This is a genomic window from Bradyrhizobium archetypum, from assembly GCF_013114835.1.
GTDB classification, from domain to species: Bacteria; Pseudomonadota; Alphaproteobacteria; order Rhizobiales; family Xanthobacteraceae; genus Bradyrhizobium; species Bradyrhizobium archetypum.
The window spans coordinates 1-26012 of the sequence record NZ_JAAVLW010000012.1 but is presented as its reverse complement, the minus strand read 5'-3'; the positions used below and the strand labels follow the sequence as shown (position 1 = coordinate 26012).

Here is a 26012-nt window from a genome sequence, read left to right as displayed (position 1 = left end):
GGAGTCTGCATACTGTGTAGCTGTCGCTGGTCTGGAAGGCGATGTTTGCGCCTTCCAGTTGCCAGCCGAGGCGTCACCGATCGTGGTAGAGGGCGTCTCGGGCCGATCACTGATGTTGGCCCCCGGCGACATCTTCCTTGCAACACCAGGACATCGTGAGTCTACCCGCTGGGTCGTCGGCGGGATTCCGGCTGGAGGCTTGGTTCCGAGCGAGAGCTACTGGGTGTTGGCGCAAGCCGGAATCATTGGCAATTTTGTGGGCGACTCGCCCGGCAGCAAGGGGCATCTGGGTGAGGTCAAATACCTCGGTGCCGTGCGCATAGGCGACGACCAGAATCTCAACATGCGAGACTTCGTGGTCAGCTCCAAAAATGGCAAGTCGGACAAAGCGGCACTGCTTTACGTCGTGCTCGGGACCTCGGCAGAGGTCGGCAAAACCACCGCCGGGATCGGAATCATCCGTTCTCTGCTTCAAAGCGGCCACCGGACCATCGTCACTCTGAAGGCCACTGGCACCTCATCGGTCAGTGAATTGCTGGCCTACCGTGATTTCGGAGCCGCACATGCATTCGATTGTGTCGATTTCGGAATGCCTACAACTTATCCGTCCGATCGCGCCGGCGTGGAGGACATGTTTGACCGGGCGCTCGACTTCTGCCTCTGCATGCCCGCCGACGCAGTGATCATCGAATGCGGCGGCGACTTTCTAGGAGCTAACGTGCCGGTCTTCCTGCAGCGTCTCAAGGGGAGACGCTCCAACGGCAAGTTCATTCTGGCGGCGGCGGACGCCTTGGCGGCACTGGGCGGAAAGCTCATGTTGCATGACATGGGCTTTTCGGTCGACCTTATTACCGGGTTGTGCACGGACACGCCGACGCTGCGACAACGAACCGAAAGCCTGTGCGGCATACCCGCCTTCAACATGGCGCGCGGGGGAAACAAGGGCCTGCGCTTTTAAATTGCTTTCGGTGAGCGGACCAATCAGCGGCGTACGCGTGCGCTGATAGTCCAGAATTCGCGAAGCCGCGTCACGACGATATCGTCGCAAACGTCCGAGAACGTATCAATCAGTTCTTCGTCGCTTGGGTAGTTCTTGATGATTTCGTATTTTGCGCCGTTGGAGAGTGTTCGTACGGTATAAAAGTTGTCCCATTCGTCCTTGCGCGAAATGGGACTGCTGACACCATCAATGTAGAATTGATCCAGCATCAGGACCAATGCGCCCGGCGCCAATCTGCTCGTGAAGTGACGCAGGAACTCGCGACGCCGCTGCTTCTGGACGTGCGACCACCAGAGCATCGCCATCCCCATATCGAAGGTGCCTGGGAGTTTGGGCAGTCGGTAGGCGTCTGCCACCGTCAACGTGACGTGAGAGCCGAGGCGCCGCTGCGCCGCTATGGCCAGTGTTTCGGGATTGTAATCGGTTGCTGTTATGGCTTTGGCGACCGGCGCCGCTACTTCCGTCCAATATCCGGTACCGGCAGCGACCTCGAGAATCATTCCGCCCCGAGCCCGCTCGACGAGCCAGGATCCTAGCGCGACAAGGTCATCTTTGCGTCGTCCGACCTGATAAAATTCATCGTACACCGTGGCACGTTCACGGTAATACGCTTCCATACATTCAGAATCGATTTTTTTGTCCTGGGACACGAGTGAGCCGGATACTGTTGGGACAGGTCTAGTCACGAATAGCCGATCTGTGAACTACATCACAGACGCGACCGTAAGCCCGTAATACCTTAGCTTAGCGATAATTGCATCCTCCAGTTCAATTGACGGCGATCACCCGCGCGGTCATTCCGTTTGCGCCGCCGCATCGCACAGCTCATGCAAAGCAATTGGATTGTAAGTTAGCATAAATGCAATCGGGGAGGGAGTCATGTTCGAAGAATTCGATGCCCGCTCTCAAACCAAAATCCTGCGTGATGCCGACGGTGTTGCGCGCACGCTTTCTCACCCGCGCTACGTTGCCACCGATGCGCGAACGCCGCAGCTTGCAGCACGCGAATATCTCGCTCGGTACGGCGAATTGCTGGGGCTGCGAGAGCAGGAATTGAAGCATCTCTTTGCACCAACCGAACAGGAACCCACCGCTGACAAAGTCGAGTATCGCCTGCTCAGCGAAAAGCATCAGTTCGACCTGACTACCGTCGCGTTCTACCAAACTCACTTCGGACTGCCGGTCTGGGAAGCAGGTCTCTCGATCACGATGAAGGAAAACCCGTTGCGTATTATCGGGGCGCAAACGACCCGGCATCCCGATCCAAAGATCAAGCGGCCATCGGCGCAGGCGGTCGCCCGATCCAGGGCCATCGACTTGCAAATGTTGGCCAAGAGCCTTGGTCTCGATTCCGAACCGGCGCGAGACACGTCGTTTGGCATCGATCGCCAACGGTTGATGGTCTATCGGTACGAACGCGCCCGACGCGCTCGCTCGCCGGATCAACAGCCGAAAGATGGTGTCGCCCTGCAGGCAAGCGACCCCACTCTCCCGCTTCCGGCGGTCGATCGTTCAATCCGCGAGGGTGAGCACTACGTCGTTTCCGCGGTCTACTTCCGGCTCGATGTCAAGCCGTTTCGGCCGCTGCACTGGGTCGCACTCATCGAGGTGGAGACTTTGTCGGTTCTGTTGCTGTCTCCATTTGTGGACAGTGTTACCGGCATGGTGTTCCAATCCGACCCGGTCACGGTCGCGGGCGGTCCCATGCCGGGGGCCGGCACCGCGGCGCTCAACCCAGTCCGCAGCACCGTCACACTCGCTGGACTTGTCCCCCCGGTGAACGGCACGCAGGCGCTTAGTGGGGACAATGTCGTGATTGCCGAAATCGAAACTCCGGTCGTGGCGGCTCCTCAGCTCAACACTGGCATGAGCTTCGACTTCGATGTGCGCACTAACGATTTCGCCGCGGTCAATGCCTACTACAATTGTGACCGCTTTTATCGTCAGTTGGAAGACCTGGGATTCGACCGTGCCAGTTATCTGCCTGGCACGATCTTTCCGAGTCCAGTGGACCACCGCGGCCATATTGACCCAAATCACCCTCAAGGCGACGAAATCAATGCACACTGCGTCGGCACCGCAGGCGGAACGGGAATCGAATACACCAGCTTCGCGCTTGCTCACCTTGGCGATCTCGCCAATCCGATTGGTATTGCTTGCGATTGTCGCGTGGCAATGCATGAGCTGTTTGGCCATGGCGTTTTGTTCAACCATGTCGGCTCGCGCAATCTCCCATTCTCTCATAGCGCCGGTGACAGCTTCGCTGCGATTCTGAACGATCCGGGCAGCCAAGCCCCGGATCGTTTTGAGACCTTTCCATGGATCACGGTTGCCAACCGCCGGCACGACCGGGCTGTGGCGGCGGGCTTCGGTTGGAGCGGCAACATCGCGCTACATCCGTTCACAGCGGTGGATCCGAAAGGTTACGAGAACGAGCAGATCCTTTCGACCACAATGTTTCGCATCTATCGATCGATCGGAGGCGATTCCTCCGACATCGCGATGAAGCGCTTCGCAGCGCGCGTGACGTGTTACCTGATGCTCAATGCCATCGGCTCAATGACCCCGGCCACCAGTCCACCCGATGCCGAGCGCTTTGCGCAAGCGCTGATGACCGCCGACGCGGGGAATTGGGTATCCGAGGGACTATTGGGCCACGCCTATGGCAAGGTAATCCGCTGGGCATTCGAAAAGCAGGGCATGTACCAGCCTGCGGGCACGGCGAAACCCAACGATAACGAAGGTGCTCCACCGCTGGTTGATGTTTACATCGAAGATGGCCGGAGCGGCGAGTACCAGTTCCAGTCAAATCACTGGAGCTGCCAGGCGATTTGGAACCGACGCCAGAGCGATGGCGGCGCCGTTCACGAAGAGCCGATAGTAGGCGTCACCAACTACGCCTACGTCAGGATCAAGAACCGCGGTACCCAGCTCGCCACCAACGTGACCGTGCGGGCCTTTCATTGCAGGCCGTCGGCCGGGCTCGTCTATCCTGATGATTGGCAACCGATGACGACGGCGCAGCTCTCGGCTGCGGATGTGCAACCCAATTCGGCTGCAGAAGTTCTGGTCGGACCGTTCGACTGGGTGCCGTCGCAGGTCGGGCATGAGTGCATGTTTATGGTCGTGTCTGCACCGAACGACACGAGCAACATCGACAACTTTACTGCAAACGACTCGATGGAGGAATGGCGGCTGGTGCCGAACGATAACAATATCGGGCAACGCAATGTCTCTCCGGTCGCGAGCTCCACCGGCAAGCGGCTGGTAGCTGGATTTGACCGCTTGAGTTTTTACTTGAAGAACCCGTTCCGGAGCCGAGCCCGTATGACCATCAGGGCAGTTCTGCCAGCGTTTCTGGCCGAGCGCGGCTGGCGGGTCGCATTCTCCAGTGCCGGCGTCGATGCATTCACGCTCGAGCCGAGTAACGGCCGGAAGGTGACCATGCGAATGTTGCCTGGCCGGGACTTCACCGCCAGCGACCTTCTCAAGGCTAACGATAGCGTCATCCAAATCGAAGCGTGTGCCGACGGGATACTGGTAGGCGGAATGTCCTACCCGCTCACGGCCGATCGCAAGAAACCGGTTAGGTCCGCGCGCCGCGCCAACGGCGCGGCAAAGTCGCGGAAGTCGGCAAAGAAATCAAAGCGTTGAGTCGGCCCAGGGCAGTAGGATGCGCTTAGGTGCTGCGCGTTTTGAGATCCCGGTCATGTATACGGCAGTCGTGCCTGCCTCTTTGAATTTTCATCAGCGCGAAAGTGCTTGACGCGGCGTGCTGTCAGGACCCCTCATCGAACTAGCCTGTCTTCAAGAAGGGGTTCTCAGTGATTTTATTGATTTGCTGAAGATGCGCGGCAATCCCTCCCTCTCCGCCGGCTTCTAACTCACCCCCTCACAAACCAACTCGCCGCCATCACGCATGGCAATCTCCGCGATCTTGCCATCGACGATATGGATGCGGCGGTCGGCGCGGGCGGCGAGTGCCGGGTCGTGGGTCACTACGATCACGGTCTGGCCGTGGTCCGCGATGTCGCGGAGGATCGAGAACACCTGTTCGGTCGATTTCGTATCGAGGGCGCCCGTCGGCTCGTCGGCCACGATGATCTCGGGGCGGTTGGCAAGCGCGCGGGCGATCGCGACGCGCTGGCGCTGGCCGCCGGAGAGCTGGTTGGGGCGCTTGTTCGCGTGTTCGGCGAGCCCGAGCGAGCTTAACAGCGCAAGACCACGCTCGCGCATCTCACCTTCGGCCATCTTGCCCGCGGCGCGCATCGGCAGCAGCACATTGTCGAGCGAGGTGAACTCCGGCAGCAGGAAGTGGAACTGGAATACGAAGCCGCATCTGGTCAGGCGGACATCGGCTCGCTCCGATTCCGACAGTTTCGACGTTGGCTGGCCGCAGATCATGACCTCGCCCTCGCTAGGAGCATCGAGCAGGCCCAGCAGATAAAGCAGCGAAGATTTGCCCGATCCCGACGGCCCGGTAATCGCGACGAATTCGCCCTTGTTCACCGCAAGATCAATGCCGTTGACGAGGGTGTGCGCGACATCGCCCTCGATGCGCCGAACCAGCTCCACCGCTTGCAAAGCAACCTCGGTCATGACGCTCCCCGGATAATTTCAACTGGATGAACCCGCGTGGCCTTGCGTGCCGGGAAGTAAGCTGCACCTGCGCAGCAGAGGAGGGATATTCCGCCCGCGACCACATAGTGCATCGCAGAGTAATAGATCTGCAGCGGAACGGTGGTGCCCGTCAGCGGATTGAAGATCGTGATCTTCGACCAGCCATAGCAGAGCAGGTAACCGAGGATCCACCCGAACAGGATGCCGACCACGCCGATGATGACGGACTCGATGATGAAGATCCGCCGCACGGCATATTCGCGCATGCCCAGCGATTTCATGATTGCGATGTCCTGGCGCTTCTCGTGCGTGATCGTCGAGATGATGTTGTAGGTGGCAAAGGACGATGTCAGCAGCATCGCGCCCATCACGGTGAGCACGATGAAATCGCGCACGGTGAAGGTCGACAGCAGATCGGCGTTGGCTTCCTGCCAGGACACCGACTTGTAGCCGGTCTGCGCTTCGACTTGGGCGGCGACCTTTTGGGCCGCCATCGGATCGTTCAACCGCAGCCGCAACTGGTTGATGACCCCGTTTTGCCCCATCATGACCTGCGCCGGCCCGGCCAGCGAATAGATCTGGCTTTCGTCGACGCGCTTCAAGCCGGAGCGAAACAGCCCGGCCACGGTCGAATTCAGTTGCGTGCCCTGGCCGCCGACCAGGAGGACGGTGTTGCCGGTCTTCACGCCGAGTTTTTCCGCGAGCGCCTCGCCGATGATGATGGCGTTCGGCGCGCGCGAAAGGTCGTCGAGCTTTCCCTCGCGCATTTGCGCCGCGAGCTTCGAGACATGAACCTCGCGGCGGGGATCGATGCCGGTCAAGGTGATGCCGATGCGCGCGCCGCCGTGATCGATGATTGCGGTGGTCTTCACCGAGGGCGCCACGTCACCCGGTATCCACGAGCGCAGCGAACTCATCACCGATTCCGGATACTTAATGCCGGGGCGTTTGCCGACATTGGCGATATCAGCCATCTGGACCGCCGCATATTCCTGCTCGGCCGGCTGCGTCGGTACGGAGCGCCGCTCATCCTCGATCGTGATATGCGGCATGGTGTCGACGAGCTGCCGCAGGAAGTCGATCTGCGAGCCCTGCATCAGGCCAGCCATCATGATGGTGAAGCCGACGCCCATGGCGACGCCGGCCATGCCGACCAGGGTTTGCCGCACCCTGGTGCTGACGTGAGTCCATGCGATATTGAACAGAAGCTTCACGGGTGATTACCGGCTGTTGCTGATGAGGCTGCGGCGCGCATCGTTGACAACGGAATCGATGTGGGCGGTCATGGCCGCAGAAATCACCGCATCATCGGGATCTGAAGAAGTTGGGGCGGCCGCCGCCACCACGGTCGCGGCGGGGGGAGCGCCTGGCGGATCAGCCGGTTCTCCCGCGGCCGCGGGCTCCACTGCCCTGGTCAAGCTGTTGTCGATGCGAATCCTGGCTCCGTCAGCGAGATCCATGCGGGCGGGCGAAAGCACGGGGATGCCTTTGGATACGTCACCGATGATCTCGACGTTGCGGTTGCCGCGGATGCCGACCGTTACCGGCACCCGTTTGATCCTGTTGTCATCGACCATCTGAACCGAATTGCCGGCGACGGCCTCTGCCGGTACGACGATGGCTGCCTGCTTCTCGCGGAAGATGATGTTGACCTCGACCGACATGCCGATCCGCAGCGGCGTATCCTGTGGCAGCCGCAAATAGACCCGGAAGGTCTTGCGGGTCGGGTCGCCCTTGGGCGTGATCTGGGAGACCGTGGCGCGCAGCGCCCTGCCGGGGAAAGCCTCGCTCCGCAGCAGCGCCTTCTGGCCACCGGCGATGCGGTTGATCTCCTCCTCGTTGATTTCAGCCACGACCTGCATCGGCGCAGGCGGTCCAACCCAGAACAAAACATCGGTAGGACCGGCGATCTCGCCGACCTCGCCGTCGCGCCGCAAGACCATGCCGTCGAGCGGAGCTCTCAGCACCAGCGAGTCGAGGCGCACCTTCTGCGCGGCGATCCGCGATTTTGTTTCCTCCAGCTTGGTCCAGCGCTGCTCGTATTCAGTGCGCGCGGCGTCGTTCTTGTCGCGATCTTTCTCGGCGCGCGCCAGATCGCGTTCGAGCTGGCCTCGATTGATTTCCATCTGCTCCAGCGCGCTGCGTTCCTCGGCGTCGTCCTGGCGGCCGAGGATCTGGCCGGCCTTCACCACCTGTCCTTCGCATTTGCAAAGCTCGATCAACCGGCGGCGCTGCAGCGGCACCACTTTGGCCCAGCGCTCGGGCTCGACGGTGCCCGTTCCGTAAACGGCTTCGGAAACCGGCGCGACGCTCGCAATGCTGGTGGTCACCAGCGGCGAATGAAGCAGGCGGGAATAGGAATAATAGCCCGCTCCCAGCGCGGCGATGCCCAGAATGCCGGTTGCGGCGAGATGCTGCAGTTTCATGACGTACCCCGTGATTCAGAAGCCAAACCGCTTGCGCAGGCCCTGTGGAACCTGGTCGAGCAGGTCGCGAACATCGTCCTTCCTTGCACTCTTCACCGGAGGTGCCGACGCGACCCTGGGAGGTGCCGGCAATGCCGTGACACTGGAGGACGCCGGCTGCGAGGTTGCAGACGACGGCTGGGCTGCCGGCGCTGGTTGCACGACCGCGGGTGCAGGCGCCGCCGCAACCGGCGCGGGTTGGTCCGACGAGCTGTCTTCAGCTCTTTCGATCCGCGAAGTCTTGTCCGAACTGGCAGGCGCGCCTGCGGCTCGAACGGCGCGCCAGGCCCTCGCGGCCACCACGGCATGACCGATTTCGTCGCTTGTCATCTTCTTCATGAGCAGCGACATCAGTTGCCGCGCGCCGTTGCGGTATTCCTCGACTTTGCTCGCCGAGGCGACGATGTGGGCCCAGCTATAGGCCTTCACATTGTCTTTCGTCGTGCCGCGCCCGCTGGCGTAGAGGCCGGCAATGATCAGCATGGCGTGGCCGTGCCCCTGATCGGCAGCGCGCGAGAACCAGCGAAAAGCCTCCTGGTCGTTGCGCGGACGACCGACGCCCGCGGAATAGAGCGCCCCAAGATAGAACTGGCCATCATCATCGCCGTCTTGCGCCGCCTGCTCGTAGTGATTGGCCATTTTCTGGTCGGCCGCAGAGTCGGCAAATGCAGCGCGGAGATCGATTAGGACGGCGAGGCAGCAAGCAATAACGAGAATAGCTCGCTTGATGGCCTCCGGCATCGCGTCACTAAATGCCGGCCGCGATGATCGGTTTGAGATCGGGTCGATTGATCGGAAATGTGGAATGGGCCGCATTGCTTGTCCACGCTTTCAGCTTTGCTGTTTCACGCCGGAAAGGCACCGAGCGGCTGATGCGGGAAGTCTCTCCACAGCGCCTCTCGTGAGCAGAACCTTAGCCCACCGGCGCGCCGACAAATGTGCGACCCATCACATATCCAGCGCGCTGCAGCCGGAACTCACCGAGGCCAAGGCAAATGCGCTAGTTCTACTGCGTCACAGGCTCTTACTGGCGCGCCAATGCCGGAAGGATGTGATAGCGGCCGATCTCATGAGAAATTTCGCCGCGGTTCGCCAGGAAAAGCAGCCCGATTCTTTTCGCCGGCACCATGCCCAGATAGGCTGACGCATTGTTGAGGCCGCCCGGTTTGTCGACCATGGCATCTTCGCCAAGGTTTATATTTTCCCACGCCATCGCTTGTCCAAATTGCTGATCAAAATGGAATGCCTCGCGCTGGGTCATTCGCAGCGCCTCGCGCAACTGCGGATCGGCCACGTTGCCGTCGATGCAGGCTGCCATGAAGGTGGCGAGATCCCGCGCGGTGGAGAACATCTGTCCAGTGCCCGGAAAATCAAAATAGCTCTGCTGGTTTCCGGGCGGGCCGATTGGCATGCCCTGGTCGGAGTAACCCTGCACGGTCTTCCGCAATAGCTCCGGAGGCATGATCGCGCGGTTGTCCCGTCCGCGTTCCGGGATCAGGGTGTAATGCATGCCGAGCGGCGCCAGGATACGGCTTTCGACAAGTTGTCCGATCGGAACGCCATAGCGACGCTCGAGGGCGAGCTGGAGCAGGACGTAGCCGGCGTGAGTATAGATGCGCTGCTTGCCGGGCTCGTCGCCGGCATGCGGCGTCCAGGCATTCAGCATGTCGAAAAATTCGGCCAGGGAGTACGAAGCGTTTGGCCACGGCGGATGATCCGTCGGCAGCAACAGACCGGATGTGTGGGTAGCGAGCTGGCCAATGGTGACCCGGCCGATATAGTCGCCGTGCAATTCGGGGACGTATTTGCTGACGGGATCCTCCAGTCTCAATTCGCCGCGTAGCACGCCGAGCGCGACCAGTGCGGCCTCGAACAACTTTCGCACCGAAGCAACATTGAACAGCGTGTCCGGCGTGACCGGCCGCTTACCGGCCTCATCAGCGAATCCGAAATTGAAGAACTGGATCCGGCCGGCGACGTAAGTGGCGGCCGCAATGCCGCCAGCATGGCCGGCCGTCACCGGCGCAAGGTTCTCGATCACGATCTCTCTGACGTGCGCGTCCATCTCTGGATCCGCAAGAATGGCTGGCGCCCCGCCGAGCAGAAATGTGAGCGAGAGGCATAGGGTTTTGCTTAAGCGGCAGAGCCGCGACCTCGTTGAACTCGCCGCCATTCGGACTCGTATGCGAAATCGCCGAACGCGGGCAAGCGAGCCGGCGATCTGAAGGTTGCTTATTCTTAGCCTGCGCACGGCAAGCTAAAAAACCGCAGTGCATGAGCCTAATCACTTCAACTGGAGACCCGAGCACGATTGCTTGATGATGCCGGGATTCACCGGCGGAGAATCTGTGGCATAGGCGCAGCAGAGGATCTCAGCGTGCAATTTCTGCAAGTTGCGGCGCAAGCTCGTGCACAATACCAGTACGCACGACGCATACTTCTCGTTCGTCGAGATCGCTAGAAGTTCGCCCGAGCGCTCGGCCCGGGCGAATTTTCTTCGTTTTTAGTTAGTAGACGTCGCAGACGTTGATCCTGCCGTACGGGGTCCATTTCCAGCAGCTATTGTAGACGAAGAACGGGCGATGGTGATGGTGATGGCCCCAGAAATGGCCGTGGCCATGGCCATGCCAGAAGCCATGGCCATGCCCATGACCGTGACCGTGGCCATGGCCGTGACCACCGCCGGCGAAAGCCGGGGCTGGGATCGTCAAAGATGCCGCGGCAAGCGCGAGAGCGCCGACGGCGGCCGGGATGATCTTCTTGATGCTAATCATGGAGTCCTCCTGACGTGCAGCGCGGGGATCGCCCTGCGATGCTGCAACCTAAAGGCCCCGATTTTGGTACGATGTGATCAACATCACCCAGCCGGGATGGTCGGACATCGCGTAACGTCCGATGATTTGCCGAACCTGAATCGCGTTCCTAAGGCTAGCACCATGCGCATCGGAGAACTCTTCATCCTCGGTTTCTTCGGCAACACCGTTCCGGATTGGCTGAAGGAATTCGCGGCCCGCTACGGCCTCGGCGGCGTGATCCTGTTCGATTACTCCTGCCGGACGCAGGCCTACGACAACAACATCGAATCGCCCGAGCAGGTGCAGCGTCTCTGCGCGGAGATATCGGCGCTGCCGTCGGGCCCGATGGTATTCATCGACCAGGAGGGCGGTCTGGTGCGGCGACTGAAGGAAAGCCGTGGCTTTGCGCCGCTTCCCAGTGCGAAGGAGTTCAACCATCTCGCGCCAGATGAAAAGCGGGCGATCCTCGCCGCGAGCTTTGCCGAGATGCGGCGGCTCGGCATCCATTATGATTTCGCCCCGGTCATCGACGTCGATTACAACCCCGACAATCCCAATATCGGCAGGATCAAGCGTTCCTACTCCGCCGACATTGCCGAGGTGAAAGGCAATGCGCTGCTGGCAAGCGAGGTGGCGCGGGCGCAGCGCATTGGATTGTGCCTGAAGCATTTCCCCGGCATTGGCGGCGCGGTTGTCGATTCGCATCACGAATTCATGGACATTTCCGATGCGCTGCGAGCCGAACAGGAAGAGCTGTTCTATTCGCTCGCGCCCAAGATGTTCGGCAATGCGGTGCTGGTCAGCCACGCCATCGTCAGGCAATGGGACCAGGAGCATCCGATGACCCTGTCTGCGACAGGCCTTGGACGTTTGCGCGGGCGCCTTCCGGATACGCTGCTGATCACCGACGACATGCAGATGCAGGGATTGCAGAAGGCCTTGGGCACGCGGCAGGCCAGCCTGCAATCGCTGAAAGCAGGCATGGACATGCTCTGCATCGGCAACAACCTGTTCGATCAGGAACAGGAAATGATCGGGACAGCCGAATACATCAGACAAAGCCTGCGCGACGGAATCCTGTCCAGTTCAGCGATAGAGCAATCCAGCGCGCGGATCGTCCAGCGGAAGGCGCTGTTGACGGCCTGACGCTTACTGCTGCTGTGCCTTTTCGTGCGCAGCAACGCCGATCGCCTTGTAGTCATAGGTCGGGTAGAACTCGGTGCGGTAGCTGCCCCAGGCGGTGTTCTCGATGATACGGTTGACCTCGCGCAACCGCGAAGCCGGCAGGCGCAACGTCACGACCTGTCCGATTCCCATCATGACATACCAGCTCACGACTTCGACGCCTTCCGGCGGAAAAGCCTTGTAATAGCCCTGGCGCTGGAGCTGGGCATTGAGCTCGCTCAGCGGCCGGGACTGGTCGTGCTTCAGGAACACGGTGAGCATCACGGCATTGTCGGCGGTCGGCGGCGCGTTTTCCGCCGGCGCCGGTGCGGTTTGCGCCGCCACGCCCGAACTGAACGCGAGGGCACCGGCCAGCACGACCATCGTCATCCATGATCCCTTCGCTTGCGACATCGCCGTCTCCCTTTTGGATTCGTTGCGGGATGATTTTGCGTCCCGATCATTGCGGGGCGACCCGAGCCTGTAAATCGGAAACAGCGCGGTCGCACGATCGATCGGTCGAAACGAAAGTCCGGCGCCGGGCTGATTGCGGTGGCGTAGAGCTCGCCGGGTTGGAAGCGGCGGGTCCGGAAATCGAGACGCGGGTCGGTTGAGTCCCATTAACAAAGTAAATGCAATTTGCGGGAAAGTACGGGGGTGGCGGGCCGCCGCGTTTACGTTTGGGTCATCCATTCCGACCCGGAACGGCCGATTGGTAATTCATTTCGATAGATTTTGAGCCAGTTTTGGCCTCCAGTTGCCAAGTCGGACAGGTCTCTCCGTATTCTTACCGGCCAGGAAATTAACCATGAAAGAGGGTGGAACCGATAAAATAGTTATATGTCAGGACAAGACCAAAGAGCCGCTGATTCGCATTTCACGACGTGGATGGACAGCATCACGCCTCTCGAAGAGAACCTTGAGATCATCCAGCTCTCCGTTGCGCGCTCGCGTGCGGCGGAGGAGGCGGGCGCTGCGATCGCCCGGCAGTTGAATGGTCCGCTGACGGCGCTCTTGCTCTACATGAACGAGATCAAGCAGCACAGCCACCAGTTTTCGCAAGGACCCGGTAATCGGCTCTATCTGCAGCAGGTGGTGGAGAACGCGCTTCAGCAAACCGAACGCGTCTGCGCGCTCGTGAAGCAGATGTCGGACAATCATCTGGCCCTGGGCCTTGAAGCCGTTTGCAGGCGGCTAGGCGAGGGCCAGGCCGGCCGCTCCGCGGACGGCGTCCACAAGGCAGGCCTGAGGCCCGCCCCCGGGCCCGGCCAGAAGCCGCTGACCAAGCGCGAGCGCGAGGTGCTGAGCCTGATCAGCGAAGGTTGCTCCAACAAGCAGGGCGCCTTGCGCATGAATATCAGCCCACGGACATTCGAGAGCCACCGTGCCGAGGCCATGCGCAAGCTCGGCGCGCGCAACACCGCGGATCTGGTACGCAAGGCGCTGCTGCTGCCCGCCTGACTTTCCTGAAGCGAAGCTTGCGATGCGTGGCCCAGACTTGGCCATTGTTTGCGGTGAGACGCCAGGTGCGTCGATCGACCGGCAGCAATGCGAAGCGCAGCACGCGAATTTCGGTCGCAGTCATCAAGCGCCCTGCGGCCGGCCACGCGTGTTGGTAACTGCCACTTTCCATTTTCCCCGGCGATCGCGCACGAGGCTGACGCTGTCGATGCGGATATGGCTGCCCAGGAAGTCGATGAACGCGCGCACCCGGGCGGGCAGGGGGCCGCCCTGGCCTAGATAGACGGCATGAACATCCTCGCAATCACCCGGGTTGAAATCCTCCAGAACAGGCACGAGACGGCCCGCCTCGATATCGGGACCGATATGGAACAGGGCAAGGCGCGCAAGTCCGGCGCCGCCGAGGGCGAGAAGACGCGCGGCCTCGCCATCGCTTGCCCGCGCAACAGGCGGCGGTGACAGCGACTCGATGCCGCTGCCCTTGCGAAACGGCCAGCCCTCGACGATGCGCGAGAAGGTCCAGCCGATGCCTTTATGGCGCGCAAGGTCGCCTGGACTGCGAGGAGCCGCGTGCCGCGCAAGGTAGTCCGGTGATGCCACAACGGCCATTCGGCTCGTGCCGAGCTTGCGCGCCACGAGGCTCGATTCCCGAAGCGGGCCCACGCGTATGGCGATGTCGGCGCGCTCTTCCAGCAGGTCGATGACGGTGTCCGAGAGCATGATGTCAAGCGTGACCTCGGGATTCTGCGCAAGGAACAGAGGCGCTAGCGGCATCATGTGACGCATCCCGAACGGGACGTTGCTATTGACCCGGAGATGGCCGCGGGGACAGGCGCCTGCCGATGCCTCGCGCTCGGCCTCGTCCATATCGGCCAGAATGCGCATGGCCCGGTCGTAAAAGGCTTGTCCCTCCGGCGTGAGCTGCAGCTTACGCGTTGAGCGGTTGATAAGGCGTGTGCTCAGCCGCGCTTCGAGCCGCGACACAAGCTTGCTGACGCCCGAAGGCGTCAGCTTGAACTCGCGCGCCGCCGCGGTGAACCCGCCGAGGTCGACGACCCGCACGAACACTTCCATCTCGGCGGCGCGGTTGGTGTCGAAGCGAGGCATGATGAATTCATCTCATAAATGAATGGAATTGTCGCCCTCTAGTTACAGATGACGCGACGCACCATTGTTGGGCCCAGTCACTGCTGATCGGGAGCCGAAACCATGCCTGTTGCCGTCCTCGCCCTTACCGCTGGCGCCTTCGGCATCGGCACGACCGAGTTCATCATTATGGGTCTGCTGCTACAGGTCGCTGCCGACATGCAGGTCTCCGTCTCGACCGCCGGCCTGCTGATTTCCGGCTACGCGCTCGGGGTTTTCGCCGGCGCACCGATCCTGACGCTCGCGACACGCCGAATGCCGAGAAAGGCGGTGCTGCTGGCGTTGATGGCGATCTTCACGCTCGGAAATGCCGCCTGCGCCGTCGCGCCCAGCTACGCCGCGCTGATGGCGGCGCGCGTTCTGACCGCGCTCGCCCACGGTACCTTCTTCGGGGTCGGATCGGTTGTGGGGACCGGGCTTGTCGCACAAGATAAGCGGGCTTCGGCGATCGCGATGATGTTTACGGGTTTGACGGCCGCCACGCTGCTTGGGGTGCCGTTCGGTGCCTGGTTCGGCCTGTCGTTCGGCTGGCGATCCGCGTTCTGGGCCGTGGCGGCGATCGGCGTCGTCGCGTTCGTCGTGCTTGCCCTGCTGGTGCCGAACCATGTGGGCCGCAACGGTGAGAACACATCGCTGCGCGAAGAGCTGACGGTGCTCGCCCGGCCGCAGGTGCAGCTCGGGTTGGCGATGACCGTGCTCGGCTTCGCCGGTCTTTTCACGGTATTCACCTACATTCAGCCGATCCTCACCAAGGTCACCGGGTTTCCGGAAGGCGCGGTCTCGCCGATCCTTCTCGTATTCGGCGTCGGGCTGTCGATCGGCAACATCGCCGGGGGACGGCTTGCAGATAGTGGCTTGCCGCGTGCTCTGATCGGAACCCTTGCCGGTCTCGTCACCGTCCTCGCCGTGCTTGCGCTCGCGGTCTCTGCCAAGGCGCCAGCCGTGCTGCTGGTCGGCCTGCTCGGTGCGGCAGCGTTCGCCACGGTCGCGCCGCTTCAGATTCGCGTGATCGAGAAGGCGGGAGCGGCCGGGCGGAGCCTTGCTTCCAGTTTGAACATCGCCGCCTTCAACCTTGGCAACGCGCTCGGCGCCTGGGCTGGCGGCGTGACCATCGATCGCGGTCTCGGCCTCGCCGCCTTGCCGGTGGTCGCAGCGGTTATCACGGCCCTCGGTCTCGCGCTGGCGTTCTGGAGCCTGCGGCTCGATCGGGTGTCCGCAATGTCGATCACGTGTCCCGCAGAATAGGAGTGGTAGATCATGGAACATCGCAATCTCGGTGCCTCCGGCTTGAAGGTGCCGGTCCTGAGCTTCGGCGCGGGTACGTTCGGCGGCCAAGGCCCGCTCTTCTCCGCCTGGGGCCGCTCGGATGCCGAGGAAGCACGGCGGTTCATTGACATTTGTCTCGACGCCGGCGTTACGCTGTTCGACACGGCCGATGTCTATTCGAACGGTGCGTCCGAAGAGATACTGGGTGCAGCGATTAAAGGCCGCCGCGACAAGCTATTGATCTCGACCAAGACAAGCCTGCCGATGGGGGATGGTCCGCTTGACGCCGGCTCATCTCATCACCGCCTGCTCGGCGCCATCGATGCGTCCCTGCGAAGACTGGGCACGGACTACATCGACCTGCTGCAGCTCCACGCGTTTGATGCGGGCACACCCATTCCAGAAGTGCTCTACGCGCTCGACGTGTTGGTGCGTGCCGGCAAGGTACGCTACGTCGGCGTCTCCAACTTCTCCGGCTGGCAGGTGATGAAATCACTCGATCTTGCCAAGCGTCACGGCTGGCCGCGCTATGTGGCGCATCAGGTCTACTATTCCCTTGTTGGACGTGACTACGAATGGGAGCTGATGCCGCTCGGGCTCGACCAGGGCGTGGGTGCCCTGGTGTGGAGTCCGCTCGGTTGGGGCCGGCTTACCGGCAAGCTCAGGCGCGGTCAGCCACTGCCGAAGGACAGTCGCCTTCACGAGACGGCGCAATGGGGCCCGCCAGTCGAGGACGAGCGGCTCTATCGCGTGGTTGATGTCTTGGACGAAGTCGCGGACGAAACCGGGAAGAGTGTGCCGCAGATTGCGATCGCCTGGCTCCTGACTCGGCCGACCGTTTGCTCGGTGATCATCGGCGCCCGGAACGAGGCGCAGCTCCGCGACAATCTCGGTGCGGTTGGCTGGTCGCTGAGCGAGGAGCAGATACGGCGGCTGGACGCGGCCAGTGACGTCATGCCGGCCTATCCCTACTATCCGTACCGGACTCAGGCCGGGTTCGCCCGCCTCAATCCTAAGCCCGTATGAACTGTTCGCGATTTGGACGATGGTCCGGTCCGATCAATCACAGGCCCGGCCGGCGTCTTCCTTCTCGGCGATCGGCCGTTCTGCCGTTCAGCATAAATCTTCGATGAAGGAGCGCGTGCGCGATGCGGATCGTATCGAGGACGCCGGCTTCGGCTCTTCCGGGATAATCGTGATTGTCCAGGCCGCCGGAATGCTCGATTTGTTTTCCACGATCGATCGAACGTGCCCGGTGACCACTGCTCCGGCCGAACGCGCGGTTGCGGTTCTGCCATTGAACTGGGCGATACGGAAACGCCGCACTTCCTTCTGATCGCTCGTTTCAAACCTGAACATGAGGGCACTCCCTTGATCCAGGCAACTATCCTCTGTCAGCGTTATCCGGAAGTGAAAATTTCAAACCGTAGAAGTACGGCTAAGGTGCATCTGCAGGGAAGTGAACCAGGTCGGCTCTTCAGAAGAATTCTCGTGCGCCTCGCGCATTTCGTTGCATCAGCGTCGCGCGGATGGCCGGATACGGGCGCGGCTTTGAGCGCGACGGCGCTCGCGGCGCGATGTCAACCGGCAGCGTCGGGAAACACGGCTTCCATCTTGGTCTTCAGCGTTGCGGCGTTGAACGGCTTGACGATGTAATTGTTGACGCCGGCCTTCTTCGCGGCGATGACGTTCTCAGTCTTGGATTCCGCCGTGATCATGATGAAGGGCGTCTTGGAGAATTCCGGGCTGGCGCGGACTTCCTTGAGCAGCTCGTAGCCGGTCATCGGCTCCATATTCCAGTCGGAAATCACGAGGCCATATCGCTTGGTCTGCATCTTGGCGAGTGCCGCCGATCCGTCGCTGGCCTCGTCGACATTCTCGAATCCGAGTTGCTTGAGAAGGTTGCGGATGATGCGGATCATGGTGCTGTAATCATCGACCACCAGGATCGGCATCGACAAGTCAAAAGCCATGTTTGTTACTCCGCGCAAGCAGCACGCCGCCGAACACAGGTGAATGCGCGTGGCGCGCGAAAGATTCTCGATTGCTTCTACTCGAGCCCGCACCCGTCAGCACTGCGACAACTATCAGGGCTCGTTGAACAGCGCGTTAATTCGAGCCGGTTGAGATGCCGCAGCCGCCACATTTAGCCGTATTAATACGGTGAAGTGCCGGGAACGTGGCACAATTCTCGCGCGCAACGGCGATGCGATGCATATCAGAGATCGGGTTGCGGGTCGCCGTCGACGGCGCGGAAAGCGGTCATGCGGCCGCGCTGTGCATGCGCGGATGCAGCAGCCTAGTATACTGCGCCGTGACCGTCGCGTAGCACTCGCAGGACGTTTTGATCAGGCCGTCCACGTTGGTGATTTCGATATGCCCGCGGCTGTAGTGAATGAAGTTCGCCTGCTGCAGCGTGTTGGCCACCAGTGAAACGCTGTTGCGGCGCGCCCCTATCATCTGGGCCATGGCTTCCTGGGTCAGGACGATCTTGTCGCTGCCGGAAAGGTCGCGCGTATGCAGCAGGCATCGCGCCAGCCGGGATTCCACCGTATGCGAAGCATTGCAGCCGGCAGTCTGCTGGATTTGCGCATAGACGGCGAGGCCGTGCCGCACCAGCGCGGTACGCAACGTTGTGCTCTGGTCTGCGGCAATACGAAGCTGGTCGAGATCGATCGTTGAGGCTGCGCCCGGCACCAGCACGACGGCGCTGTTCAGCGCGACCGCATCGCCGAGCGCGGCGAATGCACCGAAGATGCTGTCGCGGCCGATCATCGCGATCTGGACGTGCTCGCCGCGCGCAAGCTTGACGACGAGCGAGATCACGCCCTTGTGCGGGAGATATGCACGTTTGAGCGTTTCGTCGACTTCGACCAGCACCATATCCTGGCTGAGATCGGCGGGACGCAGATGCGGACGGATCAGTTCGAAGTCGTCCGCGGTCAGCGATGACAAAAATCCATTCGGAGAACGAGGGGCTGAATCCAAAGCAGCCTCCTGCCTTACGGGCCAAGCCGGTCTCTTGCGTCTGCTGCGCACAATCCGAAATGTAGGATGATCCTTGCACATTTCATTGGCAAGAAAAATTGGCAAATGGACGCACGCGATAGGGGCCGGATCGGCTTCGCTGCATATGGCATGCGCCATCAGGCCGGCCCATCGACGCAACCGCCGCGCCGGCGGACATTTTGAAGTGAACGGCTCGGTCTTGGCAGCGCGAAACCGATAATGTGCCGCCGCGCCCGGCGTTACGGCAAACGCATTGGCCTCCGCTGTCTGTCGCAGCTTCCGAACTTGCCCAACCGGCAGGGCCATCATCACCGATGCGCCGCCATGGGCAAGATGAAATGGTGCGCTGAAGCGCCGGCTCCGGCCAGGGCGGGCCGCTCGCCAATTCGACATTTCGAGAGGCAGGCATTAGCGACGTGGACTCAGGGGAAGATCAGCAACAGTCCCGTGCGCTTGATCGAGTACGGATTTGCTGGGTCCTGCCGGCAAGGTTGTGGAACCTGATTTGTACACCGTGGAGGGCAGACAGGGCGGCGCTCTTGGGGCGGAAATCCCCGACGCGCTGATTCGCAGGGCGGAACTTTCACGCGAATCTAAGCGAGGTGTTCCGCTTGTGGAACCGGCCGGCAGAAAGCCCCGCTTCGCTTGCGACGGAGGAATGGTGGATTGAAGAGTCCGTTATCTGCTTCGGGGGCCGACATGACACGCGTTCTCATCGTCGATGATGATCCTCTGGTCTGCACGGCCATCGAGCTCTGTCTCGAACGTCACGGCTTCGAAGTCACGATAGCCGATGGCGGCGACACGGGGCTTCGCGCGCTGGAAGACTCCGGCTTCGACCTGATGCTTGTCGACATCTTCATGCCGCATATGCGCGGCTTCGAATCCATCAGGATATTCCACGAGCGCGCGCCGACCATCCCGCTGATTGCCATGTCGGGATACGCCTTTGCCAAACTCGACTCGCCGGCGCCGGACTTTTTGCGCATGGCGCTCGAACTCGGCGCCACCCGCTGCCTGCGCAAGCCGTTCACGCCGACTGCACTGCTTGCGGCGGTCAACGAATGCCTTGCTGAAGCGCGATCCCGTTTCAGCGGCGCGGCCCGGTCGAACTAGCGCATGATGATTTTTTGGTTCGATCAAGTTCGCCGCACACCCGCTTCACCTCTCCCGTTTGCGGGGGAGGCGTAGGCCACCTTTGGTGGCCGTCCTCTGAGACGCCGAGGCAAAGCCTCGGCTATGGCGAAGCGCCGGGTGGGCGCTCTCTCCACTCTGTCAGTGTCGCCCGCGGAGACACCCTCACCCCAACCCTCCCCCGCAAGCGGGAGAGGGAGCGCACCTTCTTCGTGCTCGCGATCAAATCTAATTTCATCATGCTTTTGGCGGCTGGCGAATTTCTCGCCGCAGCCATCGACAGAACATCTGCGAGCCGCGGTCATAGCCGCTTAACCGTACTTTTACGGTTTGCTGCTTAGGTCCGCTTTAACCATCGGCAGTGCAGTGTCCGATTGCTGCAAATCAGAGCCGTCAAGTTGAGGCATTGTTAAATCTCGCTCTGTACTGCTGGCAGGGCCAAAGAAATGGCTTCGAAACCAGAAGGAAATAGACATGTCAGGCATTGTCCTCTCCGCGTCGGTTCGTCAGAACCTCCTCTCCCTCCAGTCGACCGCTGATCTGCTCGCCACCACGCAGAACCGCCTTGCCACCGGCAAGAAGGTCAACACGGCCCTCGACAACCCAACCAACTTCTTCACCGCGCAGTCTCTCGATTCGCGCGCTTCCGACATCAACAATCTGCTGGATGGCATCGGCAACGGCGTGCAGGTGCTGCAGGCCGCCAACACCGGCATCACTTCGCTGCAGAAGCTGGTCGACACCGCGAAATCGATCGCCAACCAGGCGCTGCAGAGCGCGGTCGGCTATTCCACCAAGTCGAACGTCTCCGCGACGATCACCGGCGCCACCGCCGCTGACTTGCGCGGCACGACGACCTACACGAACGCTGTCGCAACCAGCAACGCCCTGTATTCCGGCGCCGCTGGCGGCACCACCGCCGCTGTGGCCGGCACGACCCTTGGCGCCGCGGTCGGAACGCTGGTAGGTTCGGGTGCAGTTTCGGACAACGCCACCGCTCCTGCACAAATCACGACTGCCACCAAGCTTTACGGTCCGGGCGGCGGCGGCACTGCAGGTCTCACGACTCAGGCTGCGACATCATTCCGCGATGGCGACGTCTTCACCGTCAATGGCAAGACGATCACGATCAAGGGGGCTGCTGTTCCGGCTACCACTGCGCTTTCCGCCGGACAAAGCAGAGTGGGTAACGTTGTCACCGATGGAAACGGCAACTCGACCGTCTACCTCGGCGACCCCGCCACAACGAACTCGGCCGCGGATGTCGGCGACCTCCTCAATGCCTTCGATCTCGCGAGCGGTGCGCAGTACGTCGATTCGGTCTCGGCCGGCACGGCTACCTTGGCCGGTACGGCGAGCAACATCACCGGCGGCGTCGTGACTCTCCGGAGCTCAACCGGTGCCGATCTTTCGATCACGGGCAAGGCTGACAGCCTCGCCGCACTCAAGGTTACGACTGCCGTTGGTTCCGGCAACACGACGCTTACGGCCGCTCGTGCGACCGGCGCCGCCAGTCTCGGCAACCTGATCACGGACGGCTCGACCCTGATCGTCAATGGCAAGACCATCACGTTCAAGAATCAGAACGCCGCCGCTGAGGGTGCGGTTCCGACCGGTTCGGGCGTCTTCAATACCAACGCTATCACCGACGGCAACGGCAATTCCACCATCTTCCTGCAGGGTGGTACCGTCGCCGACGTCCTGACCGCGATCGATCTGGCGACTGGCACCAAGACCGCGAGCATTTCGGGCGGCAATGCGACCATCACCACCGCGGCCGGAGGAACGGCTTCGACGATCGCGGCGAACGGCACCCTGAAGATCAGCACGGGTACGGCGAACGATCTGTCAATCACGGGCACCGGCAATGCGCTGGCTTCCCTGGGCTTGACCGGCGCGACCGGAACGGACACCAGCTTCACCGCGGGCCGCACGGCGGTGCCCGGCAGCCTTTCCGGCAAGACCTTGACGTTCTCCTCCTTCAATGGCGGCACGGCGGTCAACGTCACCTTCGGCGACGGCAGCAACGGCACGGTCAAGACGCTCGACCAGCTCAACGCCGCGCTTCTGGCCAACAACCTGAACGCAACACTGGACTCGACCGGCAAGCTGACGATCTCCGCCACCAACGACTATGCATCGACCACGATCGGTTCGGCGACGTCGGGCGGCGCGATCGGCGGCACGGTCACCAGCGCGATCAGCTTCACGACCGCGACGGCTCCAGTGGTCGACGTTACGGCGCAGACGGTTCGCAGCGGTCTGGTCAACCAGTTCAACGGCATCCTGGCCCAGATCACCACCACTGCACAGGACGCGTCGTTCAACGGCGTCAACCTGCTGGGCGGCGATCAGCTCAAGCTGACGTTCAACGAAACCGGCAAGTCGACCCTGAGCATCACCGGCGTCAACTTTGATGCCGCGGGTCTCGGCCTGGCGAACCTGACGAGCGGCGTCGACTTCATCGACAATGCCGCCACCAACAAGGTTATCACCAACCTGAGCTCGGCCTCGACGCTGCTGCGCTCCCAGGCTTCTGCCTTGGGTTCGAACTTGTCGATCGTGCAGATCCGTCAGGACTTCTCGAAGAACCTGATCAACGTGCTGCAGACCGGCTCGTCGAACCTGACGCTGGCCGACACCAACGAGGAAGCGGCGAACAGCCAGGCGCTGTCGACCCGCCAGTCGATCGCGGTGTCCGCGCTGGCGCTGGCCAACCAGAGCCAGCAGAGCGTGCTGCAGTTGCTCCGCTAATAAGCGCCAGATACAAGATCAAAACGGCGGGGATATCCCCGCCGTTTTTTTATGAGCGTTCAATATTTGTCATCCCGCACGAGATGCGCGTCGTCGATCGTCTCTCGATCGCGCAGTCGCATCAGCGCAAACGCACAGCTCACGAAATTATTCACCATATCCGTATTAGCACGGACGGTGAAATTAACGCAGCCGTGAAAACCCAAGGGGTATTTCTGGAGAAGACCAGTATCTGAATTTCTAGAAGGCGTGCTCATATGGATGACCTGTTGCGGGAGTTCCTGACGGAGACCAGCGAGAGCCTGGACACGGTCGACAATCAGTTGGTGCGGTTCGAGCAGGACCCGAGCGACGCGAAGATCCTGGATAACATCTTCCGCCTGGTCCACACCATCAAGGGCACCTGCGGCTTCCTAGGCCTGCCGCGGCTGGAAGCGCTGGCCCATGCCGGCGAGACCCTGATGGGCAAATTCCGCGACGGCATGCCGGTCAAGGCCGAAGCCGTGACGCTGATCCTGTCGAGCATTGACCGCATCAAGGAAATCCTCGCCGGCCTGGAAGCGACCGAGACCGAGCCCGAGGGCACCGACGAAGACCTGATCGAGAAGCTGCATGCGATGGCCGAAAGTGGTCACCATGCGGCGGAAGCGCCCCCTGAACCCGCGCCTGCGCCCGTCGTGGCGGCGCCGCCGGTCGCGCCCGCGATGGCCCAAGAAGTTGTCAGGGGCACGCTGGTCGATCAGGTGTTGGAACGCCCGTTGCGTCCGGGCGAAGTTTCGCTCGACGACCTCGAGCGCGCCTTCCGCGAGACCGCGACCGAAGTGGCGCCGGCACCTGTCACCAAGGCTGCGCCGGCGCCGGACGCCAAGGAAGTAAAGGCAAAGCCGGTCCGGAAGCCGCTTGCCATGGATGCCGACGGCGAGGTCGCCGACAAGATCGCCAACCAGTCGATCCGCGTCAACGTCGACACGCTCGAACACCTGATGACCATGGTCTCCGAGCTGGTGTTGACCCGCAACCAGCTCCTGGAAATCTCCCGCCGCAACGAGGACACCGAGTTCAAGGTGCCGCTGCAGCGGCTCTCCAACGTCACCGCCGAGCTGCAGGAAGGCGTCATGAAGACGCGGATGCAGCCGATCGGCAATGCCTGGCAGAAGCTGCCGCGCATCGTCCGCGACCTCTCCGGCGAACTCGGCAAGCAGATCGAGCTGGAGATGCACGGCGCCGACACCGAGCTCGACCGCCAGGTGCTCGATCTGATCAAGGACCCCTTGACCCACATGGTGCGCAACTCCGCCGACCACGGCCTGGAGACCCCGGCCGAGCGGCTCGCCGCCGGCAAGGGCGAGCAGGGCACCATCCGGTTGTCGGCCTATCACGAGGGCGGCCACATCATCATCTGCATCGCCGACAACGGTCGAGGTCTGAACACCGAGCGGATCAAGGCCAAGGCGCTGCAGAACGGTCTCGTCACCGAGGCCGAGCTGGAGAAGATGACCGAAGCCCAGATCCACAAGTTCATCTTCGCGCCGGGCTTCTCCACCGCCGCGCAGGTCACCTCGGTCTCCGGCCGCGGCGTCGGCATGGACGTGGTGCGCACCAATATCGACCAGATCGGCGGCACCATCGACATCAAGAGCGTCGCCGGCGAGGGCTCTTCGGTCACCATCAAGATCCCGCTGACCTTGGCGATCGTCTCGGCGCTGATCGTCGAAGCCGGCGGCGACCGCTTTGCGATCCCGCAATTGTCTGTTGTCGAGCTGGTCCGGGCGCGGGCCAATTCCGAGCACCGCATCGAGCGCATCAAGGACACCGCGGTCTTGCGGCTGCGCAACAAGCTGCTGCCGCTGATGCACCTGAAGAAGCTCTTGAAGATCGACGACGGCTCGTCCTCGGACCCCGAGAACGGCTTCATCGTGGTCACCCAGGTCGGCAGCCAGACCTTCGGCATCGTGGTCGACGGCGTGTTCCACACCGAGGAGATCGTGGTCAAGCCGATGTCGACCAAGCTGCGGCACATCGACATGTTCTCCGGCAACACCATTCTGGGCGATGGCGCGGTGATCATGATCATCGACCCCAACGGCATTGCCAAGGCGCTCGGCGCCTCCGGCGCCTCGGCCCATGAGATGGCCGATGAGGCCGCCGCGGCGCACGCGATGTCCGGCGAACAGCTGACCTCGCTGTTGGTGTTCCGCGCCGGCTCCGCGCAGCCCAAGGCGGTGCCGCTCGGCCTCGTTACCCGGCTGGAGGAGATCGCCACCGACAAGATCGAGCTCTCCAACGGCCGCTACATGGTGCAGTACCGCGACCAGCTGATGCCGTTGGTGCAGATGGCCGGGGTCAGCGTGCAGACCTCCGGCGCGCAGCCGATCCTGGTGTTCGCCGACGATGGCCGCTCGATGGGGCTCGTGGTCGACGAGATCATCGATATCGTCGAGGAGCGGCTGCACATCGAGGTCGCCGGCCAGGCCGACGGCATCCTGGGCTCGGCCGTGATCAAGGGCCAGGCCACCGAGGTGATCGACGTCGGCCACTTCCTGCCGATGGCGTTTGCCGACTGGTTCTCGCGCAAGGAGATGCGGGCGTCCTCCACCGCGCAGTCGGTGCTGTTGGTCGACGACTCCGCATTCTTCCGCAACATGCTGGCGCCGGTGTTGAAGGCCGCCGGCTACAAGGTGCGGGTTGCCGTCAACGCCCAGGAGGGGCTCACCGCGCTGCGCTCCGGCCAGAGCTTTGACGTGGTGCTGACCGACATCGAGATGCCGGACATGAACGGCTTCGAGTTCGCCGAGACGATCCGCTCCGACAACAATCTGAGCCAACTGCCGATCATCGCTTTGTCCTCGCTGGTGTCGCCGGCGGCGATCGAGCGCGGCCGGCAGGCCGGCTTCCACGATTACGTCGCCAAGTTCGACCGGCCCGGCCTGATCGCGGCGCTCAAGGAACAAACCGCCGACACCCGGAAAGCGGCCTAGGGCATCAGCGTGCTCAAACAAGGTAACTGCATATGACAACCAAGACCGAGACCATCGAGGGCACCGTGGCCGAATACGTCACCGCCGTGATCGGCGGCCAATTGTTCGGGCTGCCGATCTCCCGCGTCCAGGACGTGTTCATGCCGGAACGGCTGACGCGGGTGCCGCTGTCGTCTGCCGAGATCGCCGGCGTGCTCAATCTGCGCGGCCGCATCGTCAC

Annotated in this window: 21 protein-coding genes; 10 read left to right on the top strand and 11 right to left on the bottom strand. The window is 61.9% G+C overall.

The genetic code is table 11. The annotated features are described in order from the left end of the window. Positions 1–112: 112 nt before the first annotated feature. Positions 113–958, top strand: coding sequence for a hypothetical protein (locus HCN50_RS30220; RefSeq protein WP_171713529.1), 846 nt, complete (start codon positions 113–115; stop codon positions 956–958). A 23-nt stretch (positions 959–981) separates the two neighbouring features. On the opposite strand, the gene HCN50_RS30215 is transcribed toward HCN50_RS30220, so the two are convergent. Then, the gene (locus tag HCN50_RS30215; protein ID WP_171713528.1) at positions 982–1617 is read right to left on the bottom strand and encodes a class I SAM-dependent methyltransferase; all 636 of its coding nucleotides are present in this window, start codon (positions 1615–1617) and stop codon (positions 982–984) included. A 262-nt stretch (positions 1618–1879) separates the two neighbouring features. On the opposite strand from HCN50_RS30215, the gene HCN50_RS30210 reads away from it, so the two are divergent. Then, positions 1880–4654, top strand: coding sequence for a hypothetical protein (locus tag HCN50_RS30210; RefSeq protein ID WP_171713527.1), 2775 nt, complete (start codon positions 1880–1882; stop codon positions 4652–4654). A gap of 225 nt (positions 4655–4879) precedes the next feature. Here the strand turns inward: HCN50_RS30210 and HCN50_RS30205 are convergent, their stop codons facing one another. From HCN50_RS30205 to HCN50_RS30185, 5 genes are all read right to left on the bottom strand, one after another. Then, complete coding sequence (locus HCN50_RS30205; RefSeq protein ID WP_171713526.1) at positions 4880–5599, bottom strand: ABC transporter ATP-binding protein; 720 nt, start codon at positions 5597–5599, stop codon at positions 4880–4882. Beyond that, positions 5596–6834 (bottom strand): ABC transporter permease, encoded by a 1239-nt coding sequence (locus HCN50_RS30200; protein ID WP_171713525.1) that lies wholly within the window; start codon positions 6832–6834, stop codon positions 5596–5598. The genes HCN50_RS30205 and HCN50_RS30200 overlap by 4 nt, the downstream gene beginning before the upstream one ends. Positions 6835–6840: 6 nt before the next feature. Then, a complete protein-coding gene (locus HCN50_RS30195; protein WP_171713524.1) occupies positions 6841–8046 on the bottom strand; it encodes an efflux RND transporter periplasmic adaptor subunit in 1206 nt (401 codons plus the stop codon). Between the two features lie 15 nt (positions 8047–8061). Continuing rightward, the gene (locus HCN50_RS30190) at positions 8062–8724 is read right to left on the bottom strand and encodes a tetratricopeptide repeat protein (RefSeq protein ID WP_171713523.1); all 663 of its coding nucleotides are present in this window, start codon (positions 8722–8724) and stop codon (positions 8062–8064) included. Between the two features lie 385 nt (positions 8725–9109). Then, positions 9110–10150, bottom strand: coding sequence for a serine hydrolase (locus tag HCN50_RS30185; RefSeq protein ID WP_171713522.1), 1041 nt, complete (start codon positions 10148–10150; stop codon positions 9110–9112). Between the two features lie 517 nt (positions 10151–10667). On the opposite strand from HCN50_RS30185, the gene HCN50_RS30180 reads away from it, so the two are divergent. After that, a complete protein-coding gene (locus HCN50_RS30180; RefSeq protein ID WP_235977310.1) occupies positions 10668–12026 on the top strand; it encodes a glycoside hydrolase family 3 N-terminal domain-containing protein in 1359 nt (452 codons plus the stop codon). Positions 12027–12029: 3 nt separating this feature from the next. Here HCN50_RS30180 and HCN50_RS30175 read toward each other — a convergent pair whose 3' ends face one another. Then, the gene (locus tag HCN50_RS30175; protein WP_171713521.1) at positions 12030–12458 is read right to left on the bottom strand and encodes a hypothetical protein; all 429 of its coding nucleotides are present in this window, start codon (positions 12456–12458) and stop codon (positions 12030–12032) included. Positions 12459–12932: 474 nt separating this feature from the next. On the opposite strand from HCN50_RS30175, the gene HCN50_RS30170 reads away from it, so the two are divergent. Then, positions 12933–13505, top strand: a complete 573-nt coding sequence (locus tag HCN50_RS30170) for a response regulator transcription factor (protein ID WP_235977308.1) — start codon at positions 12933–12935, stop codon at positions 13503–13505. Between the two features lie 123 nt (positions 13506–13628). Here HCN50_RS30170 and HCN50_RS30165 read toward each other — a convergent pair whose 3' ends face one another. After that, complete coding sequence (locus HCN50_RS30165; protein WP_171713519.1) at positions 13629–14612, bottom strand: LysR family transcriptional regulator; 984 nt, start codon at positions 14610–14612, stop codon at positions 13629–13631. 102 nt (positions 14613–14714) lie between these two features. On the opposite strand from HCN50_RS30165, the gene HCN50_RS30160 reads away from it, so the two are divergent. Further along, complete coding sequence (locus tag HCN50_RS30160) at positions 14715–15896, top strand: MFS transporter (protein ID WP_171713518.1); 1182 nt, start codon at positions 14715–14717, stop codon at positions 15894–15896. A 12-nt stretch (positions 15897–15908) separates the two neighbouring features. Beyond that, on the top strand, positions 15909–16943 hold the full coding sequence (locus tag HCN50_RS30155; RefSeq protein ID WP_171713517.1) for an aldo/keto reductase: 1035 nt from the start codon (positions 15909–15911) through the stop codon (positions 16941–16943). 87 nt (positions 16944–17030) lie between these two features. Here HCN50_RS30155 and HCN50_RS34545 read toward each other — a convergent pair whose 3' ends face one another. From HCN50_RS34545 to HCN50_RS30145, 3 genes are all read right to left on the bottom strand, one after another. Beyond that, the gene (locus HCN50_RS34545; protein WP_311968250.1) at positions 17031–17276 is read right to left on the bottom strand and encodes a hypothetical protein; all 246 of its coding nucleotides are present in this window, start codon (positions 17274–17276) and stop codon (positions 17031–17033) included. 221 nt (positions 17277–17497) lie between these two features. Beyond that, positions 17498–17890 carry a response regulator gene (locus tag HCN50_RS30150; RefSeq protein WP_171713516.1) on the bottom strand — a complete coding sequence of 131 codons (393 nt, stop codon included), beginning with the start codon at positions 17888–17890 and terminating at the stop codon, positions 17498–17500. A gap of 289 nt (positions 17891–18179) precedes the next feature. After that, positions 18180–18872, bottom strand: coding sequence for a Crp/Fnr family transcriptional regulator (locus HCN50_RS30145; RefSeq protein WP_376700340.1), 693 nt, complete (start codon positions 18870–18872; stop codon positions 18180–18182). Between the two features lie 753 nt (positions 18873–19625). On the opposite strand from HCN50_RS30145, the gene HCN50_RS30140 reads away from it, so the two are divergent. The 4 genes from HCN50_RS30140 to HCN50_RS30125 all read left to right on the top strand — a co-directional run. Further along, positions 19626–20042, top strand: coding sequence for a response regulator (locus HCN50_RS30140; protein ID WP_171713515.1), 417 nt, complete (start codon positions 19626–19628; stop codon positions 20040–20042). A 492-nt stretch (positions 20043–20534) separates the two neighbouring features. Then, complete coding sequence (locus tag HCN50_RS30135; RefSeq protein WP_171713514.1) at positions 20535–22814, top strand: DUF1522 domain-containing protein; 2280 nt, start codon at positions 20535–20537, stop codon at positions 22812–22814. Between the two features lie 257 nt (positions 22815–23071). Then, positions 23072–25792 carry a hybrid sensor histidine kinase/response regulator gene (locus HCN50_RS30130; protein WP_171713513.1) on the top strand — a complete coding sequence of 907 codons (2721 nt, stop codon included), beginning with the start codon at positions 23072–23074 and terminating at the stop codon, positions 25790–25792. Between the two features lie 32 nt (positions 25793–25824). Then, the coding region (locus tag HCN50_RS30125; RefSeq protein ID WP_171713512.1) for a chemotaxis protein CheW at positions 25825–26012 on the top strand (188 nt) is incomplete at its 3' end.